Origin of the sequence: Pantoea sp. MT58, assembly GCF_014495885.1 — a bacterium.
Classification (GTDB): domain Bacteria; phylum Pseudomonadota; class Gammaproteobacteria; order Enterobacterales; family Enterobacteriaceae; genus Pantoea; species Pantoea eucalypti.
Genome location: NZ_CP061083.1, coordinates 1,330,369 through 1,352,190 on the forward strand (window position 1 = coordinate 1,330,369; position 21,822 = coordinate 1,352,190).

At 59.6% G+C, this 21,822-nt stretch carries 3 protein-coding genes; all 3 read left to right on the forward strand.

Features of this window, described 5'->3' with window-relative positions:
• Positions 1-179: 179 nt before the first annotated feature.
• The 3 genes from IAI47_RS06490 (at position 180) to IAI47_RS06500 (ending at position 21,814) form a co-directional block, all read left to right on the forward strand.
• Positions 180-17,879 carry an Ig-like domain-containing protein gene (locus tag IAI47_RS06490; protein ID WP_008926129.1) on the forward strand — a complete coding sequence of 5,900 codons (17,700 nt, stop codon included), beginning with the start codon at positions 180-182 and terminating at the stop codon, positions 17,877-17,879.
• A 341-nt stretch (positions 17,880-18,220) separates the two neighbouring features.
• A complete protein-coding gene (locus tag IAI47_RS06495) occupies positions 18,221-20,155 on the forward strand; it encodes an Ig-like domain-containing protein (RefSeq protein ID WP_008926128.1) in 1,935 nt (644 codons plus the stop codon).
• A 303-nt stretch (positions 20,156-20,458) separates the two neighbouring features.
• Entirely contained in the window at positions 20,459-21,814 is a 1,356-nt protein-coding gene (locus IAI47_RS06500) for a TolC family outer membrane protein (RefSeq protein ID WP_003854194.1), read from the forward strand.
• The last annotated feature ends 8 nt before the right edge of the window (positions 21,815-21,822 follow it).

Consider the following 21,822-nt stretch of genomic DNA (forward strand, 5'->3'; position numbering starts at 1 on the left):
TGCGCGCCTATTTTATGTGCGTTAGTGACGCGGCTTAGTTTCGCCATTTTTACCTGCGCCAGGTTAAGACACCTTCTTCATCTCAGGAGGTGAAATGATGCGTGAAGACTTTAAGCATAAAATAAATTTATGTTTAAGGATTCAGTATATTAGCTAATCTGGTGTAACAGAGGTTATAAATGGCAGAACTCACACAGAGCCGTGTAGATATCATCTCGCGCGAAAACGGTACACTCCTCTCACAGACCACTGGCGGTTCATCACAGTCCATTAACCTCACCGAACCCAGCGTTGTACGTATCAGCGGCACGCGAGACATGGTGACGCAGTTTGAGCGCCAGGGTAACGATCTGGTGCTGAAAATGCGTGACGGCAGCACAGTACGCTACCAAAAATTCTTTCTTGATGACGCCGATGGTCAGCACAGCGAACTGGTGTTCGATGATGGCGTCAATCCACCGGAACATGCACTTTTCCCGCAGACCGCAGAAGGGGCTGAACTCGCTTCCCGTTCGATCACACCGACCTATGAATCACTCGACAGCGTAGAGCCGCTGCTGCTGGCGGATAACGCCAATACGTCAATGGGCGTCATCACCGCAGGCGGTCTGGGTGTGCTCGGTTTAGCCGGACTGGCAGTGGGCATCGGCGGCGGTGGCGGAGGGGGTGGAGGTAACGGCGGCGGCAACGCCGGTGGCACCGATCCGGGAACACCGGTCACACCCGGGACACCTGCCATCACCCTGAATGCCTTCGCTGGCGATAATGTGCTGGATAATGCGGAAAAAACGACCGATCAGGCGCTGAGCGGCACGACCAGCAATGTCGAAGCCGGTCAGATTGTCACGGTTACGCTGGGCGGACAGACCTACAACACCACAGTCGGCACGGATGGCAGCTGGAGCGTTACGATCCCTGCCGCCGCGCTGGCGGGACTTCCCGCAGGCACCACCACCATCGACGTCAGCGTCAGTAACGCGGTGGGCACAGGCGCTACGGGCAGCCTGCCGGTTACCGTCGCTGCCGCCGATCCCGGTACACCCGCGACACCGGTTATCAGTCTGAATCCCTTTGCCGGCGACAACCTGCTGGATAACAGCGAAAAAACAACGCCACAAACGCTCTCCGGCAGCACCAGTAACGTTGAAGCCGGGCAGGTGGTCACCGTGACACTGGGCGGCCAGAGCTACAGCAGTAGCGTAGCCGCGGACGGAAGCTGGAGTATTACTGTGCCTGTGGATGCGCTGAGCGCGCTGGCCACCGGCAACGCCACCCTCACAGCAACCGTCACTAACCAGGCAGGCACCGCCGCCAGTGGCAGCCTGACCTTTAACGTCGAGCCGCCCCTGACCGAGCCGGGAACGCCGGTTATCACCATCAATCAGTTTGCCGGTGATGATGTCCTCAGCAACAGCGAGAAAGCCACCGATCAGCTGCTGAGCGGCTCCACCAGCAATGTGGAAGCGGGTCAGGTTGTCACCATCACGCTGGGCAATCAGACCTTCAGCGCAGTCGTGGATGCGCAGGGCAACTGGAGCGTCACGCTCTCACCTGCGGCGCTGAATGCGCTCAATGCCGGTTCACTTGCGATTTCTGCGGTCGTCACTAATCAGGCTGGCATTGAAGCCAGTGAAAACCGCGCAATCAGCGTCGATACGCCTGTCGTTACTGGTCCGCCTGCGGTCACGGTGGATGAATTTACCGGTGACAACCAGCTGAGCAACGCAGAGAAAACCACCGATCAGACGGTGACCGGCAGCACCAGCAATATCGAACCGGGTCAGGTTGTGACGGTCACGCTGGGCGGTCAGACGTACAGCGGCAGCGTAGATGCGCAGGGCAACTGGAGCATCACGCTACCCTCAGCGGCCCTGAGCGCACTGGCGGCAGGTGAAACGACACTGACGGTTTCGGTCAGCAATGCGGCCGGTAACACCGTGACCAGCAGCCTGCCCATCAGCGTGGAAGCGCCGGTGACGCAACCGGGCGAACCGACCGTTACCATCAATGAATTTGCCGGGGATGACATCCTCAGCAACGACGAAAAAGGGACCGCCCAGACGCTTTCTGGCACCACCACCAACGTCGAAGCGGGCCAGACGGTCACGATCACCTTTGGTGGCCAGACTTACGCTGGCATCGTGGATGGCAGTGGTAACTGGAGCGTGACTGTTCCGGCTGGTGCGCTGGGCAACCTGCCTGCGGGATCCAATGTCATCAGCGCCACCGTCAGCAACGTCGATGGTGTGAGCGCAGGCGAAACCCGCGATATCTCGGTTGAGGCACCTGTGACTGAGCCTGGCGTGCCGGCGCTGACCCTGAATGAATTTGCTGGCGATAACGACCTGAGCAACGCCGAGAAAGCGTCCGATCAGCCTGTCAGCGGCACGGTCACCAACGTTGAAGCCGGACAGATCGTCACCGTGACCCTCGGTGGTCAGACCTACAGCGCCAGCGTGCAGGGTGACGGCAGCTGGAGCGTCACCGTGCCATCCGCCGCGCTGAACGCACTGGCAGCAGGCACCACTACCCTGACCGCCTCGGTCAGCAATGCGGCGGGCGACACCGCGACAACTTCGGAGTCGATCACCGTCGAAGCCCCGGCGACGCAGCCGGGTGAAGCCACCGTAACCATCAACGCCTTTGCCGGTGACGATATCCTCAGCAACAGCGAGAAAGCCACCGATCAGCTGCTGAGCGGCACCACCACCAATATTGCTGAGGGCCAGCAGGTCACTATCACCCTGAATGGTGAGACCTTTACCGCCACGGTTGGCGCGGATGGCAACTGGAGCGTCTCGATCCCAGCCAGTTCGCTGGCGGCGCTGGCCGCCGGTAGCACGACCCTGAACGCTACAGTCACCGATACGCTCGGCGCAGCCGTCAGTGAAACCCGTGACTTCCTGGTGGCGTCAGCGGGCACTTCACCGAATGCCCCAACGTTAACCGTCAATGCCTTCGCTGAAGACAACATCCTGAGCAACGATGAGAAGCTGGAGGCTCAGGCGGTCTCAGGCAGCACCACCAACATCGAAGCGGGCCAGATTGTGACCGTAACCCTGGGCGGAGAGCGCTACAGCGGCACGGTCAATCCTGACGGCAGCTGGAATATCGCGATTCCAGCCGATGCACTCGGTGCGCTGGCCGCAGGATCTGCCTCGCTGGTGGTGACGGTCAGCAACGCAGCGGGCACCAGCGTTGGCGACACGCTGCCGATCACCGTCGAGCCACCGGTGACTGAGCCGGGCCAGCCCACCCTCATCATCAATCAGTTCGCCGGTGATGACGTCCTGAGCAACGACGAGAAAACCAGCGACCAGTTGCTGAGCGGCAGCAGTACCAATGTCGAGGTGGGTCAGATCGTCACAGTCACGCTGGGCGACCAGACTTACAGCGCCACGGTCGGCGCGGATGGCAGCTGGAGCCTGAATGTCCCAGCCAGCGCACTGGCAGCACTGGCGGCGGGCAGTGCAACTATCGCGGCCACGGTTTCCAGTCAGGCGGGCATAATCGCCAGCGAAGATCGGGCGATTGTGGTGGATACCCCGGCGCAACCGGAAACGCCGACAGTGGCTATTGCCCTGTTCGCCGGTGACGATCTGGTGGATAACAGCGAAAAAGCCCTGGATCAGACGCTCTCCGGCACCACCAGCAATGTGGAGGCGGGCCAGACGGTCACCATCAGCCTGGGCGGTCAGAATTACAGTGCCACGGTCAATCCTGATGGCAGCTGGAGTACACAGATCCCGTCTGCAGCGCTCAGCGCACTGGCAGCGGGCAGCACCGCCATTGCGGTTAGCGTCACGACGGTAGCCGGTGCTGTGGCCACTGACACTCGTGACATTAACGTCGCGCCAGCAGCAGGCGAACCTGGCATCGTCTCAATCAATGAACCGGTCAGCGCGGATGGCTTCCTCAATTTGCAGGAGCTGAGCAGCGATCTGATCATCAGCGGTTCGGCGGTGGGTGTTAATCCAGGCCAGACGGTGCAGCTTAATTTTAACGGCGGTAATTACAGCGCAGTGGTGAGCAGCAATGGCGTCTGGAGCGTCACCGTTCCGGCAAGTGCACTCACCGATATCACCGACGGTGTGAAACAGATTTCAGTGACGACCGTCGATGCCAGCAATACGCTGCTGACCGCCTCCGCTCCGCTGAATGTGGTCGCATCTGCGCTGCCGCAAATCACGCTGAACGAGAGTGCGATCACCGATGGTATTCTCAACCGGACGGACGCGGATAGCGATCTGCTGATCGGCGGCAGCACCGGCAAGGCCGTCGCGGGCCAGCAGGTTGAAGTGGAACTTAACGGCAAAACTTACAGCACCACCGTCAATGCCGACGGCAGCTGGAGCCTGCCAGTGCCTGCCAGCGATCTCGCTTTACTGGCGCAGGGCGCTAACAGCCTGATCATTACCGCCATTGACGAGGCGGGCAACCGCGCGGACCAGACGGTGAATTTCAGCGTCGACACGCTGCCACCGACGCTGATTGTGGCTGAGGTCGCAGGTGGCGATGGCATTCTCAACAGCAGTGAAGTGACGGCGGGTGTGCCGGTCAGTGGTTCAGGTGCACTGCCGGGCGAGCGGGTTTCTGTTTCGCTGAACAACCAGAGTTACAGCGCCACAGTCGATGAGCAGGGCAACTGGACGGTTGATTTGCCGCCAGCAGCATTGCAGGCATTGTCTGATGGCAGCAGCTATACGCTGACCGTGACGCTGACCGACGCCAGCGGGAACATCGCCACCCAGACGCAACCGCTGTTAGTCAACACACAACTTCCGGTTGCGGCCGTGACCGCACCGGGCGGTGATGGGGTTCTGACCAGCAACGAACTGACTCAGCCGCTGCTGATCAGCGGCACCGGCACCACGGGCGACACCGTAACGGTGGGGTTAAACGGCAAGACCTATAACGCCGTTGTTGATGAAAACGGAACCTGGAGTGCTTCCGTTCCGGTTGCCGATCTGGGCCCGCTGACCAATCAGACTTATCCGGTAACGGTTACGGTGACCGATCCGGCCGGTAACAGCAGCTCGCAGGATACGTCTTTGCGGGTCGCCACGTCCGTACCGGCTCTGACGATCAACGATCTCACTAATGATGGCGCGATCAACAACAGCGATGCGCAGCAGCCATTGATCGTCAGCGGCACTGGCGACGAAGGCGACATCATTCGCGTCACGCTGAATAACGTGACTTACAGCGCCGTGGTGGCGCAGGGTGGCAACTGGAGCGTCAATATTCCTGCCTCTGATCTGGCGAATGTGCCGAATGGCACCCAGACCGTAACGGTGGTGGCGACGGACGCCGATGGCAACACCACACAAACCGGCAGTCCCTTGATTTTCGCCACCACGCCGCCGCTGCTGGAAGTCTCCACGCCGGGCAGCGATGGTTATATCAATATCGCTGAGCACACCCAGGATCTCACTCTCGACGGGCGTGGCGGTGCGCAGGGCGATACGGTCACGGTAACGTTCAATAATGAAACCTACACCGCCACCGTGGATACCAACGGCGCGTGGAGCGTAACGGTTCCCGCCGCGATTGTCAGCCAGCTGGGCGATGAGATCTATCCGATCAACGTTGCCATCAGCGATGCGTATGGCAACACCACCACACAGTTGACCAGCGTTACCGTGCTGGCGGCCACGTCACCCGCCCTGACCATTGATCCCGTCACCAGCGACAATCAGGTCGATAGCGCGGAACAGCTCAGCGACATTCTGGTCACCGGCAATGTCACCGGCGTACCGGCCGGTTCGCCGGTATTATTGACCATTAACGGGCAGTCTTACGACGGTGAGGTACTGGCGAACGGTAGCTGGAGTGTGACGCTGCCCGCCGGATCGCTGGGCGGTTTGGGCGAAAAAACCTTTACCGTAGCGATTACTGATCAGGCCGGTAACCCGGCGCTGCCTGCTGAAGGGCAATTCAGCGTGGTTATCTTACCCGAACCGTCGCTGTCGATTTCTCCGATCAGTGGTGACAATGCGCTGAATGGGCTGGAAGCACAGAGTGATCTCACTGTAAGTGGCGGCTCGGCAAACCTGCCGGCTAACAGTCCGATCAGCGTGACGCTGGAACCCAACGGCACGGTTTACACCACCACAACCGATATAAACGGCAGCTGGACCCTGACGGTGCCCGCTGCTGACCTGGCAAATCTGCCGCAGGGTAACACCACGGTTACCGTCTCTTCGGGTGATGTGCAGATCAATCAGCCGCTGCTGGTGGCGACTACGCCGCTGGCAGACCCGGAAATCAATACGCCTTTCACTGACGGCATTCTCAACACGGATGAAGCCAGCGTGGCGCAGACGCTGACCGGCTCAGTCCAGCCAGGCCAGGCCGTCAGCGTGACCCTGGGCGGCATAAGTTATCCGGCAACGGTCGCAGCAAATGGTGAATGGCGCGTCACGCTGCCGCCAGATGCGCTACAGGCACTGCCGCAGGGCAGCAATCCGGTTACCGTGACGGTAAGCGATGTGGCAGGTAACAGCACCAGCATCAGTGAACCGCTGATTGTTGATACCGGCTTACCCGCGCTGACCGTTAATCCGATTGCCATCGATGGCATTATCAATGCGACTGAAACGACCACGGATTTGAACCTGAGCGGCACTGTTGCGCCCGGCGGCAGCGTCAGCCTTGTACTGAATAACCAGACCTATGAGGCAGTAGTTGCCGCCGACGGCAGCTGGACGGCTACCGTGCCTGCTGCCAGTCTGCAACTGCTGCCAGAGGGTCGTTACGATCTTAACGTGACTGTCACGACTCTGAGCGGCAACGTCGCCACCACGCCATTCCCGGTTACCGTGGATACCACGCCACCCGACTTCAGCTTTGATACGCCTGCTGGCGATGGCGTGCTGAACATTGCAGAACAGGCCAACGGCTTCAGTTTCAGCGGTGCAGGCACTGAAGGCGACAGCGTGAGTGTCACGCTGAATGGCGTCACCTACACAGGCACCGTTGAGGCGGGCGGAAACTGGACGCTGGCTGTGCCGCCAGCGGCACTGGCCGGTCTGACTAACGGCATCAGCTATCCCGTGGTGATCACCGTCACCGACGAGGCGGGGAACAGCAACAGCCAGAACAGTGCGCTGACAGTTGCCACAACGCCGCCTCCGCTGGTGGTCGCACCGATCAGCGGCGACAATGCGCTGAACACAGGTGAACTGGCGGAGCCGCTGGTCGTCAGTGGCAGCGGTCAGAATGGCGATATTGTCACGGTCCAGCTTAATGACCAGATTTACAGCACCACGGTTGGCGTAAATGGACAGTGGACGCTGCAGATCGCCTCTGAAGCGCTAGCAGCACTGCCGTCAGGCAGTAATCTGGTAACGGTGACGGAAACCAGTGCGAACGGTAATCAGAGCAGCCAGGTGATTGATCTGAATGTGGCTACCTCGCCGGAGATACAGCCTGCGCTAACCATAGATAGCAGCACCTTTGCCGGTGATGGCATCGTGACGGCGGCAGAGCAGCTACAGCCGATTACGGTCCGCGGCAGCAGCAGCAATGTTGAAGCGGGCCAGCAGGTCATCATCTCTCTGAATGGCACCGAATACAGTGGCGTGGTCGCGGCCAGTGGCAACTGGAGTATCATTCTGCCTGCAGGTGCACTGGCTGAATTGGGGGAGGGTAATCAGACACTGAACGTCAGTGTGATTAACGTCGTGGGTAATACGGCCAGCAGCCCGCTTAACTTCAGCGTGGACAACACCCTGCCGTCGATTGCGCTGGCACCGATTAGCGACGACAACTACCTCAATGCACAGGAAGTGAATGGCGCCATCGTCGTGAGCGGCAGCACCAGTGGTCTGCCGGACGGCAGCATTGTCACCGTCGTGGCTAATGGGACGCCGGTCAGTGTCACCGTGGCGGCAGAGGGAAGCTGGAGCCTCACCTTACCGGCTGGCACCTTTACCGGCACTGCAGATGGCCCGCAAATCATCACGGTCACCGCCAGCGACGCTAACGGAACAGAGCTTGCGACCAGTGACGCCACGCTGACGGTTGTCGCCAGCGCATTGCCAGTGGCCACTCCCGGTGTGGCATTTAATGATGGCATTCTCAACGGTGAGGAAGCCTCGGCAGGTGGCGTGATCACCGGCAGCACCGGCGTAACCGGTGACGGCCAGACGGTCGTTGTGACGCTGGGCGGCAGTAACTACAGCGGTACGGTGGATGCCACGGGCAACTGGCAGGTCGCGGTTCCGGCCGATATTCTGGCTGCGCTGCCACAGGGCAATGCGCCTTACACCGTGGTTGTCAGTGATGTAGCAGGCAACACCAGCCAGGCGAATGGCAACATTGTGGTGGATACCGTGCCTCCGGTGCTGAACTTCATCACGCCATCCGATGGCATTATCAATGCTGCCGAAAGTCAGCAGCCGCTCACGCTGACCGGCAGCAGCGAAGCAAACGCGCTGATTGTGGCCAGCTTCAACGGCACCACGCTGAGCACCACCGCTGACGTTAATGGCAGCTGGTCGCTGGCATTGCCTGCCACGGTTTACACCGGGCTGGGCAACGGTAGCTATCCACTGACCGTGACCGCCAGCGATGCGGCAGGCAATGCCACCACCACCAGCCGTGACCTGGCGCTGAAAGTGGAACCCGGCACACTGCCAACCCTGACGCTGGATGCGTTTGCCGGTAACAACGTGGTTGATGGCGCGGAACGCCTCACCGATCAGCGTCTCTCGGGCACCACCACCAATGTTGAAGCGGGCCAGCTGGTCACTGTGAACATTGAGGGGACGGTTTACAGCGCCACCGTGCAGGCGAGCGGCGCGTGGAGCCTGACCGTGCCAGCCGGTGCGCTGGCGGCCATTAATGACGGTAGCGCCAGTTTCACTGTGGCGGTCAGCGATGTGGCAGGCAACACCACTAGCCGTGATCTCAACTTTGACGTGAACAGCAACGCCTCTGGCCTGGCGATGGACGCCATCAGCCAGGACAACTACCTGAATGCACAGGAGCTGGGTCAGTCGCTGATCGTGACCGGCACCTCGGTGAATGTGCCTGAGGGCAGTACGGTGACGCTGCTGTTTAACAACATCAGCTATACCGCGCAGGTCTCGGCCACTGGCCGCTGGAGTGCGATCGTGCCGGCTGAGGCACTCACGGCGCTCGCCGATGGGCCTTACACCGTGACCGTCACCGCGACAGACAGCGGCGGGTCGACCCTGAGCAGTGAGGCGACGCTTAACGTACTGGCGACCACTCTGCCGGCACCACAAATCCTCTCTGCCTTTGGCGATGGAGTGCTCAACAGCAGCGAGATCGCCACAGCACAAACCCTGGGCGGCACCACAGGTGTAACAGGTGACGGACAGCGCGTCAGCGTGCAGCTGAATGGCGTCACGTATAACGGTACGGTCGACAGCAACGGCAACTGGCAGATCAACGTGCCTGCTACGGCGCTGGCTGACCTGCCAGAAGATGTCATTAGCTATACCGTCACGGTGCAGGATGCGGCGGGTAACACCGGCAGCACACCGGGCAGCGTAACGGTGGATCTGACGCCACCGACGCTGACCCTGAACGCCGTTGCGGGCGATAACAGCGTTAATATCGCCGAAAGCCTCGCTCCGATTGTCCTCAGCGGCAGCAGCAATGCTGAAGCCGGGCAGCAGGTCACGATTACCCTGAACAATCAGCTCTGGACGACTACCGTTACCCAGGAGGGCGACTGGAGCCTGACACTGCCTGCCGGTTCGCTGGCCGGTATTCAGGCCGGCGCTTACATCCTGACTGTGACAGTCAGTGATGCGGCGGGTAACCCGGTCACGGAAACGCGTGAAATCACCGTGGCAACCGGGGCATTGTCGGTCAGCATAAACACCCCGTTTGGTGATGGTTATCTGAATCTGGCTGAGCAGGGTGTCGGCCAGACACTGACCGGCAGCACCGGTGTGCCGGGCGACGGCCAGACCGTCACCGTGACGCTAGGCGGGAATGATTACCCGGCCACGGTGGATGCGCAGGGCAACTGGATTCTGAATTTAACACCTGCGCAGGTGCAGACGCTGGACGAGGGGATCAATACCCTGGTGGTCAATGCCAGCGATGCGGCCGGTAACAGCGGTCTGCTGACCAGCGCCGTCACCGTTGATCTCACACCGCCGGTATTGAGCGTCAACCCCATCGGCGGCGATAACATCATCAATTCCCTGGAGGTACTGGAAGCGGTCGCCATTAGTGGGTCGGCAACGGTGGCGGATGCCGGGCAGACAGTGACGGTCAGTTTCCAGAATGTCGATTACACCACTCTGGTGCTCTCTGACGGCACCTGGCAGGTGACGCTGCCTGCCAGCGTCGTGCAGGGGCTGGCGGACAACACCTACCCGGTTATTGTCTCAATGACCGATGCAGCGGGCAACCCGGCGGTTGCGGTTCAGACCACACTGACGCGCGATGCTGACAGTCTGAATCTGCCGACCCTGACCCTCGGGACGCTCAGTGAGGATAACTTCCTTAACCAGGCCGAGTCGCAGCAGGATCTGAGCATCGGCGGCACCAGCACCAATCTGGCTGAGGGCCAGCTGGTGGCGGTGACGCTGAACGGCCTGCAGTACAGCGGCACGGTGACCGCGAATGGCAGCTGGGCGGTAACCGTTCCGGCCGCCGCGCTGGGTAATCTGCCGGATGGCGATCAACTGGTGCAGGTGGTGGCAACGGATGCCTCTGGTAACCCGGCCAGTGCCAGTGGCAGTCTGGTTGTGCTGGCCAGCGCGCAGGTTCAGCCGACGCTGACCATGAACGTGGTCGCCGGCGATGATGTGATCAATGCCACCGAGTCCACTGCAGAGGTTGCGGTCAGTGGCAGCAGCACGCTGCTGGCAGCGGGTACTGTCTTAACGGTGTCACTGAGCGGCACGGATTACACGACGACGACCCTGCTCGATGCAAACGGCAACTGGACGGTGAATGTACCGTCCGCGGCCTTTGCCGATGTGGTGCCAGGTAGCAGCCAGACCTTTACCGTCAGCGCAACGGATGTCGCGGGTAATCCGGCAATCGCCACGAAGGAGGTTGATTTTATTACCACACGCCCTGTGCTGACGGATATTACGGTCAGTGCGGGCGACACCCTTAACCTGTCGGAGTCGCTGCAGGATCTCACCATCAGCGGCACCACCACGGGCGCAATACCCGTGACGGTAACGCTGAATAATGTCAGCTACACCGCCACGGCAGATGCCGACGGAAACTGGACAATTACTGTTCCGACGGCCGACGTGCAACAACTGGCGGATGGCCCCAATGCGATCATCGTTTCTGTTACTGACGCGGCGGGCAATATCACCACGGACACCACCACCTCACTGGATGTGGCGTTTAACACCCTGCCAGCGCTGACCCTGAACACACCGTTTGGCGATTCGCTGCTCAGTCTGGCAGAAACCGAAGGCCCGATAACGCTGAGTGGTGACAGTACTAACCTGCCGGAAGGCAGTGTAGTAAACATCGCTCTTGGCGGGCTGACGTTCAGCACCACCACGGATGTCAGCGGCAGCTGGACGCTGAACCTGGCATCGGGTGCGCTCACAGGCCTTGACGATGGACTGACACAGGTGGTGGTCACTGCTGTTGATGCTGCCGGAAATCTGGCGCAGGCCACTGCAGGCGTTGAGATCCTGCAAACCCCACCGGTTTCCGCTGACTTTGCTGTTACGCAGTTCGGCGACAACGTCATTAATATCAGTGAAGCCGCCTCGGTTCAGCAGGTTACCGGCACCTCCACCGTCGTGGCGGGTCAGACGCTGAGCGTCACGGCAGGTGATGACGCTATCCCGCTATCCGTCACGGTCGATGCCAGTGGCAACTGGACGGCCAGCCTGACGCCAGAGGTGATCGCCAGCCTGGGGAGCGGGGAACATACCCTGACCCTCACAACCACGGATCGGGCAGGAAACACGACCGAGGCGACCAAAACATTTATCTCTGCGATTACACCGATTGCTGACCCCTCGCTGGATACACCCTTTATTGATGGGCGGATTAACGCCGCAGAGGCGGCCGCAGGGGGATCGCTTACCGGTGCGGTGAATGTTGATAACGCAGCGGGGGTCACCGTCACGCTCAATGGGACTGTTTATTCCGCAACGCTCAGTCAGGATGGTTCCCGCTGGTCACTGGACCTGCCACCTGCTGTATTGCAGCCACTGCCGGATGGCAACTGGCCGGTGACGGTGACCGTCACCGATGTGAACGGCAACACCGGAAGCTTCGGCGGTACGGTGCTGGTGGCGATTAACTCGCTGCCGGATGTCAGCCTGAATCTGCCGTTTGGTGACGGTGCGCTGAACGCTGCCGAGGCGGGAACGGAACAGATCCTGACGGGTACCACCGGCATTAGCGGTGCCGGTCAGACTGTATCGGTACTGATCTCCGGCTTTAATAATGATCAGCCGCTGGCTGCAACGGTGCAGACCGACGGCAGCTGGTCTCTGGCCCTGTCGCCAGCGCAGCTGGCCACGTTCACCAGCGGCACTCACACCATTACCGTGACCGCAACCGACATCGCGGGTAACAGCGATAACACGGCGCTGAATGTGGTCACCGAAGTGGCCGTGCCGGTACCCGGCTTTAACCCTGGTGCATTTGGCGGAGATAATCTGCTGAACATCAGTGAAGCTTCGGCAGGCGTGACCCTGACCGGCACCACCGGCAGTGTGGGGGCGAATCAGGCGGTCAGCATCACCGTCGATGTTAACGGCAGTCGCTATTCTGGCTCAGTGGATGGCGACGGTAACTGGACCGTGGATATTCCGCCGGATGCCCTGAGTTCACTGGGTAGCGGGCCGCAGACGCTGACGGTCAACGTGGTGGATGCAGCGGGCAATAGCGCATCAGCGCAACTGCCATTCACCGCTGATCTCACCGCGCCACAGCCTGCAGTCAATCCGGAATTCCTTGGCAGCTATGTAAACAGTAGCGATGTTGCCGCGGGCATTACCCTGAGCGGCACCACCGGTGAGGTGGGCGCGAATCAGACGGTGGGGCTCACGCTTGACGGCACGACCTATACCGCAACAGTGGATGCGAATGGCAACTGGACGGTGCCCCTGACTCAGGCGCAGCTTTCAGCACTGCCGGATGCCACCTATCCGGTCAGCGTGACAGCAACCGATGCAGCGGGCAACAGCACCACCATTACCAGTTCGCTGGTGCTCGACAAAACCCCGCCGGTGCTTAGCTTTACCGACTTCACTGGCGACAACGTCGTTAACTACGCCGAGAGCATTCAGCCGCAGATACTCAGCGGCACCACGACCGGCGCAGAAACCGGTGCTGTCGTCACGGTTTCGCTGAATACCAACATCCTTGGCACCGCAATTGTTGACGGTAACGGCAACTGGAGCGTGACGCTGACGCCAGAGCAGATGGCCACCTTTACGCCATCGACCACGCTGACGCTGGCAGTGACCGATCTGGCTGGCAATACCGCAACCGTGCCTGTCTCGCTGACCGTCGATCTGACGCCACCACCAGGCCCGCTGGTAACGCTGGACACAGTCTCGGGCGACAACATTATCAGCACCCAGGATGTGGCGGGTGGGGTAGCGGTAAGTGGTACTTCGGCTAACCTCGGCGCGAACGGGTCAGTGGAGGTGGTGATCAATGGTGTTCCCTACACCACCACGCTGGATGCGTCGGGCAACTGGTCGACCGGGGCCTTGCCCGTCACCGCCTTTGGCAATGCGGACGGCAGCGTCGGCATCACCGTGACGGGCACAGATGGCACAACACCGGTGACGACCAGCGGTAACGTGCTGATCGATCTGACTGCACCAACCCTGTCGATCAATACCTTTGCGGGTGATAACCAGGTTAATGGCAATGAAAGCACCCTAAGCCAGGCGATTACCGGCACCGCCGATATCGCTGAGGCTGGCCGCACGGTCGTTGTGACCTTCAATGGCCAGACCTACAACGCGGTGGTGCAGAGTAACGGCACCTGGTCTGCTACCGTTCCTGCCAGCGCAATGCAGGCACTTACCGATGGCACCACGCCAATCACCGCGCAGCTGACGGATGCCGCCGGCAACGTGGGGACGGCTACCCAGACAGTGACGGTCGATACCGCCGCGCCACTGGTACTGGTGGACGCATTCCTCGGCGACAACGTGGTCAACGCCGCAGACCTGGTGCTCGGTCAGGTGCTGACCGGTAGCGCGCAGGGAGCCGAAGGCCAGACCATCAGCCTCTATCTGGGTGATGCCTCGCCGATCGCCACCGCGACGGTGGGGGCTGACGGACGCTGGAGCATCGATCTTGCGCCGAACGTCCTGTCGAGCCTCAATGACGGCGCGCTGGTGTTTGGCGTGCGGGTCAATGACCTTGCAGGCAACCAGACCGACGCCACGCTAACGGTCAATAAAGTGGTCAACAGTGCGCTGACGCTGGTGGTTGATTCGGTGTTCGGCGACGGCACGCTCAGTGCGCTGGATACCACCGTCGCGCAGACGATCTCCGGGACCGCACTCTCCGCGGGCGTCGGTGCCACAGTTTCCGTGGTGCTGGGCGGGACCACGCTCTCTGCCTCAGTGGGTCAGGATGGTAAATGGGCTATCGTGGTGCCACCGTCGGTACTGGGTCTGCTCACCGATGGTCAGCTGGATATTGACGTCACCCTGACGGATGCCGCAGGCAACACCCGCACGGTGGGTGAAACCGCTACGGCGATTGTCGATGCGGTGCCGGTCGTTGGTCCGCTCACCGGCTTGTTTGGCGGCGATAACCTGCTGAACATTGCAGAAGCCGCAGCCGGACAGCTGGTCGGTGGCGTCATCAGCAACGCAGCTGCAGGTTCACAGGTGACTGTGACCTTTGGCAGCAAGACGTACAGTACAACGGTGCAGGCGGGCGGAAGGTGGAGCGTTAACCTGCCGGGCAGCGATCTGACCTCACTGCTGGATGGCAATCTGACGCTGGGCGTCAGTGTCAGGGATGCCGTGGGTAACGTTGCCTCTAACAGCGCCTCAATTGGTATCTTTACCCAGACACCGTCCATTTCGCTGACGTCACTGTTTGGTGATGGGGTACTTAATCTGGCCGATATCGCCACCGGACAGGTGATCAGCGGCGTGGTAAATAACGTTGCGCAGGGCAGTGTGGTCACACTCTCGGTGGGCAACAGCCAGCTCAGCGCTACCGTGGGTGCGGGCGGCGCCTTCAGCACCACGGTAACGCCGGATATTCTGGGCACGCTGGCACAGGGCAACGTGACGGTAGGGGCTTCGGTCACGGATGCAGCGGGCAATACCGCCAGCACCAGCGCCGGTGTCCGCGTCGATACGCTGCTGCCGACCATCACGGTGAATCCGCTGTTCGGCGACGGTCTGCTGAACGTGGCAGATGCGCTGTCGACGCAGATCATCAGCGGCGTCGTGGGCGGTGCGGAAACGGGTTCGCGTGTGGTGGTGTCGGTGGGCGCACAGCAGTTTGTGACGGCAACGGATGCGAATGGCAACTTTACCGTCTCGCTGACGCCTGCGCTGCTGCAGGGGATTGCCGATGGTAACCTGACGGTCGGATTCAGTGTCACCGACAGCGCCGGTAACACCACCAGCACCACTGCCGGGGCGCTGGTGGGCATTCACAATCTGCCGAAGGTCACGCTCAATCCGCTGTTTGGTGACGGCGTGCTTAACCTGGCGGAATCGCTGGTCACGCAGACTATCAGCGGCACCGTCTCCGGGCTGGCAGCGGGCAGCAGCGTCAGGCTGGCGATTGGTAATACCAACGTCACCGCGCAGGTCAACGCCGACGGCACGTTCTCTACAGCCGTCTCGCCAGCGGTGCTCTCGACGCTGCTTAACGGTAACTTTACCGTCAGTGCGTCTGTCACCGACACGGTCGGCAACGTCAGCAGCACCAGCGCGGGCGTCTCCCTGGGACTGGTCCAGCCAACCCTGACAGTGAATACGGTGTTTGGCGACGGTGTGCTGAGCGCCCTGGATCTGGCTTCCAGCCAGACCCTGAGCGGGACCTCCAGCCTTTCAGCGGGTTCTGTCGTCAGCGCCACACTGAATGGCCAGACCTATACCACCAAAGTAGTGAGTGGCGGCAACTGGAGCATCAGCGTGCCAAAAGCGGACCTTGCCTTGATCACTGACGGCATTAAAACCGTGACGGTCACTGGCACCGATGCCTACGGAAATGTGGTGAACAGCAGTGGAACGCTGAACGCCATCAGCCAGTCGACGCCAGTGGTCGCCATTACCTCACTGTTTGGAGACGGTGCGTTGAGCGCGGTGGATGTAAAAACCGCACAGACTATCTCAGGTACCGCCAGCAATGCTGAGGGATCGGTGGTGCGGGTGACGCTGGGTGGGCAGACATACAGCACTACCGTGAGCAGCAATGGCAACTGGAGTCTCTCTGTTCCGGCAGCTAACCTCGCCGCCATTGCAGATGGACTCCAGACTGTCACCGCCAGCGTCATCAACGGTGCAGGTACCAGTGGTTCCACCTCGGCGTCGCTGGGTGTGGTGAGTCACACCACGCCGACGGTCAGCGTGAACAGCTTCTTTGGTGGCGATGGCTACCTCAACATCTCAGAGGCCAATGCCCCTGAGACCATCAGAGGAACCAGCACTAACGCGGCGGGTGGCACGGTAACGGTGAACGTGGCGGGCAACATTCTCACCACCACCATCGGTGCGAACGGCGCATGGAGCATCAGCGTGCCATCAGCGACGCTGAAAGGCATTCCGGACGGCAGCCATCCGCTGACCGTGACGGTGGCGGATATTGGTGGCAACACCGCGACCAGTACCAGCAGCTTTACCGCGTTGTCGCATAATCAGCCGCTGGTGGGTGTTGATCCTGTACTCAGCATTGTGGGTTCTCTGCTCAGCGGTCTGGTGGTGCAGGGCGGATCGCTGAATGCCGCGCAGGGCTCAAAAGTCAGCGTAACGTTGCTTCTGGCCAACGGCAACAACGGTCCGACGCTGAACACCACAACCGATGCGCTGGGGCGTTATGCGGTTAACTTCTCACCGTCACTGCTGTCGGTGGGTGGCCTGCTGCTGTCGCTGAGTACGCTGGCAAAAGTTTCGATTACCGACGCAGCCGGTAACAGTTACACCACCACAAACACGCTGTTGCTGGGTGCTGTGCTGCCGGTCACGCTGGCGGCATCCGAGTCGCTTGCGCTGTTCTCAATAGCGGATGACAGCGCCACGGTCGCCAGTGCCAGCACGGAAACGCAGCACAATACGAGCACCAGCAGCGACGATAACAGCGCCCATGTCGCAGTGACCTCGACGCTGATTACCGAAGCGGATACCGTAACGCCGGTCAGCAGTGAAACCGCCACAGCGAGTGACACCGCGGTGGCAGCGGCACCGGCAGAGGAGGCGGGCTATACCATCGGCGGCGTAGTGATTACGCTGGCTGATGGCACGACGGCAGAAGGGGCGTCGGTTACCGGCAGCAGCGGCGCGGATACCGTGACGGTCAGTGACCTTAACTTTACCCATATTGATGGCGGCGCAGGCACGGATACACTTGTGCTTAACGGTGAGTACCTCAGTCTGGACCTCACCGCGCTGGGCCTGAAAGTTGAACACATTGAAGTGCTCGATTTGGGTAAAACCGGCACCAACTCCGTGAAACTCGATCTCAATGAGGCACTCAATATTACGGACAAACAGAGTGACGATTTGATGATCAAAGGCGCGGATGGCAGTCAGGTCACCCTGGCAAACAGCAACGGCGGTATCTGGGAAGTGACTGGCGAGCGCACGGTAGAGGGCAGAGTCTTTGAGATCTACCACAACTCGGCGCTGACCAGTGAGAACACCCTGGGTGATGTGCTGGTGCAGCAGAATCTGCAGGTTCATGTGGTGTAGCAATAATAACGTCGGTCAGGCTGATCGGAGAAGCGGGTGCGAAAGCACCCGCTTTTTTATTTAGTCACGTGATAATTTATTTTCCAGATAATCGCCAATATTCATTAGCAGAATGAAAGATTAGGGTAGGTGCAACAAACGGCGTCACGCCGTGAATCATTATTCTGGCTCCCTTTGTCGCTTTATCAGCGTCCTCTTTCTCCATCCCTGTTACCTGCGGGTAACCAGTTCCGACCAGCGGAAACGGGCAGCATCAGCTGACCCACCACCTGTCGACAGCCTTAACGTCCGGTTTATCCGGGCGTTTTAGTCTGCGTTTCTGTTCTGAACTGAGGTTACCTATGTCAACACGTGATACGTTTCGTTCTGTCCGGCTTGAATCCATTTTCCAGACGGCAGTCAGCGACTTTGCCGTTACCGACAGCACGCTGCCAGCCATCGTGCCACTTCCCCTGCAAAGCCTGAGCCTTCCGGTGGCTGCGCAAAGCCTGAACCTGCCAATCAGCACTTTCTCCGCGGAATCGCTGCATAGCAGCCCGGTTAATGACAACACGCTGTCCACGGTGAAGAGTTCATCTCCCCCGGCACTACGGCCTTACGAACCCATCGCCATGGACGGCGTTATCGCCAGCTGGGAAGCGCATAAGCCAGTACATCTGCGGGGGCGTGCTGAAGGTGAAGCGGGTTCAACAGTGACACTGACTTTTAACGACCAGAGCTGGCACAGTACGGTCAATAAGTGGGGCTACTGGAACGCCTCTATGCCCGCTGAGGCGCTAAAAGGGGTGCCGGATGGCAATCACAGCCTGCAATTGACCCTCACCAATAAAGCGGGCCACAGTACCACTACCGACGTCGATTTTGGTCTCTATGCTGATCGCACCATCAAACCGACACTGACCGTGGATACGGTCAGTGGTGACAACGCGGTGAGTATTGCCGAGAGCATTTATGGTGTTGAGATCAGCGGCAGCGCAACACACCTGCCGGTGGGGTCGGTGCTGAAACTAACGCTGGGCACGCAAACCACCACCGCGCACATGGAAAGTGACGGCAAATGGTACGGTTCTTTTGCTGAAAGTGATTTAACCGCGCTGCCGGATGGCGTTTACAGCCTCAACGTCACGGCGACCGATCCCAACGGAAAAACGGCAACTGACTCTCACGATTTGACGCTGATCACTCATCAGAGCAGCCTGCCACAGATAACCTTCGATAAGATTACTGCGGACGATGTGATTAACCTTGCGGAAAGCCAGCAGGATCTGCTGCTGAGCGGCATGCTGACCACCGTCATGCCGGGCCATCAGCTGGTTATCAGCGGCGCCAACGGAAAAGATTATAACGCCACCCTGGGCCAGGAAGGACACTGGCAGGTGATCATCCCGGCAGCGGAGGTGAACGCCTTTATCAGCGCCGGGGAAATCCGTGCCTGGTCCATTGATGGGGCAAAAAACTACACCGACGTCACCCATGAACTGAATATCCACACGGATTTACAGCAGGTCTACACCGAAATGGATATCGGTGGTGACATGATCCTCAACTATCAGGAAGCGCAGCACGATCTGAGCTTCTATATTGAGGGTTGCAGAACACTGGAAATCAATGGGATAACCTACCAGCCTGACGCAAAAGGCATGGTCACGATGACCTCCAGCGAGCTTATGGCGCTGCCGGATGGTCCGGTCACCGCCACTTTCCATCGCCAGGATGACTATGGCAACAGCGATACCCAAAGCTGGGACACGCTATTTACCGTTGCCGTACATCAGCGGCCAACCCTGACGCTGGACATCGCCTTTGGCGACAACAAAATCGATGCTGCCGATGTGAACAGCTGGCATCTGATTCAGGGCAGCTCCAGCAATCTGCAACCGGGGAGCCAGGTGGAATTAACGCTGGGCGATCAGCATTACAGCGCCAGTGTCAAAGCGGATGGTGGCTGGTCCCTGACCATTCTGGCCGGACAACTGGCTCCACTGGATGAGGGGGAATATCCGATGACGGTCAGCGCCAAAGACAGCGCCGGTAATATCGCGACGGCCAGCCAGACGGTGCAGGTGGCATCGCATACCGAAACGGCGAGCCTGATAGAGGGGCAGACGCTGGATCACCTGCTGGAAACCGTTAGTCAGACTCAGCAGGCAGAGACCGGGCATGTGGCACAGGCATCTGTTGCTGTCCTCCCTCAGGAGAGCCATCTCTTCTCAGATGTGCCTTATACGCTTGCCGATCACCTGTTGCAGCATCCGGCAGCACAGTCGATAGTGTGACGCTAAATCATTAGTAAAAGTACTGACTTCCGGGCAGGTCTGTTAAGCCTGTCTGGAGTGGTCAGGCGTGGCTGGGTGGTTAATTTTCATTCATTCAGGCGGAATATTAAAGATTTCATCACTATTTAACAGGAATAAGTACAGAATATGATCTAATAATGTTAATAGTTATTTAGTGTCTCTGATGTTAATCATAAATAAAATAATGCAATAACTCTGTCAGGATCTGATCGTCATCCCTTTTGCTCGCTTTGTTCACCAGGAAAAACATCATGATGATAAAACCCCCTGTTGGTATGGATAATGAACAAAGCGCAGTTAACTTTTTTATTGTGCGCCCTGAGCGGCGTGTCAGTGAATGCGGTCTTTTCCGCACCCTTACCCAAAGCAGAATTTAACTGGCGCGCAGCGCCGACCGAAGAACAGATTGCCAGCTTAACGCTGCGCGACGCCATTCTCCGGGCCTTCGCCCGTAATCCGAAAATCTCGGAAGCGGCGGCACAGATCCACGTTGGCGAGGGCGATCTTGATGCCGCCCGCAGCGCCTGGTATCCGCAGATTTCACTACAGGGTGCGGCGGGCCGCTCCCATCAGACTGACTCCGCCGGGAGCCTCAACAACAATGGCTCCGGCGGTATCACGCTTAGCCAGCTGCTCTACGACTTTGGGCGTACCGGCAGCGCCATCGATGAACAGCATGCACTGTCAGAGGCTTATCGCTTCGGCCTGTTCGACTCCATGACCACCGTGGCGGAAGATACGCTGCAGGCCTACCTCGAAGTCAAACGCTACCAGGCGCTGGCAGACATCGCGCACACTAATATCGCTTCACTGCAGCGGGTGCGGGATATCGCGAAACTGCGCGCCGATGCGGGGCTCAACTCACAGTCAGACGTGCTGCAGGCGGAAACCCGCATCGCCGCAATGCAGGCCACGCTTGAGCAGTATCGCGCCCAGCTGCGCTCCGCTACCGCCCAACTCACTGTACTGACCGGCGTGGTGCCCGCCACACTGCCAGAACTGCCCCAGGCACTCCTGAAACAGCAGATCACCCTCGACAAAATTGCCTATGAAAGCAGCGCGGCGGTGCGCAGCGCACAGTCTAAACAGGAGGCCGCCCGTGAACGGGTACGCCAGGCACAGTCCGGTCACTGGCCAACCATCAAAGTGCAGGCGGGCCGGACCCGCTATGAAAACGATCGCCAGTCTTACTGGGATGATGAAGTGCAGCTGCAGGTGGAAGCGCCGCTCTATCAGGGTGGCATGGTCAATGCCAAAACTGAATCAGCGGAGGGCGACCGTGAGGCAGCGCAGGCTGCAGTGCAGCAAGCCAAACTCGCCATTAATCAGAACGCCTCAACCGCCTATGCCGACATGATTGGCGCGCAGCAACGGCAGGCTGCCGGGGAAGTGCAGCTGGCCAGCGCCGACCATACCCGCAATGTCTATGCCGATGAATATCGCCTGAGCAAGCGCAGCCTGAACGATCTGCTGAGTGTAGAACAGGATGTGTTTCAGGCTGACAGCTCACGTATCACCGCGCTCTACGATGGCTGGGACGCCACCGTGCGCTATGCCGCCGCAGTAGACAATCTGCTCGATATCATGGGTATCGATCGCCAGCAAAGCAGCGGCGATCTCCTTCCTTCGCTGCAATAGCGATAAGG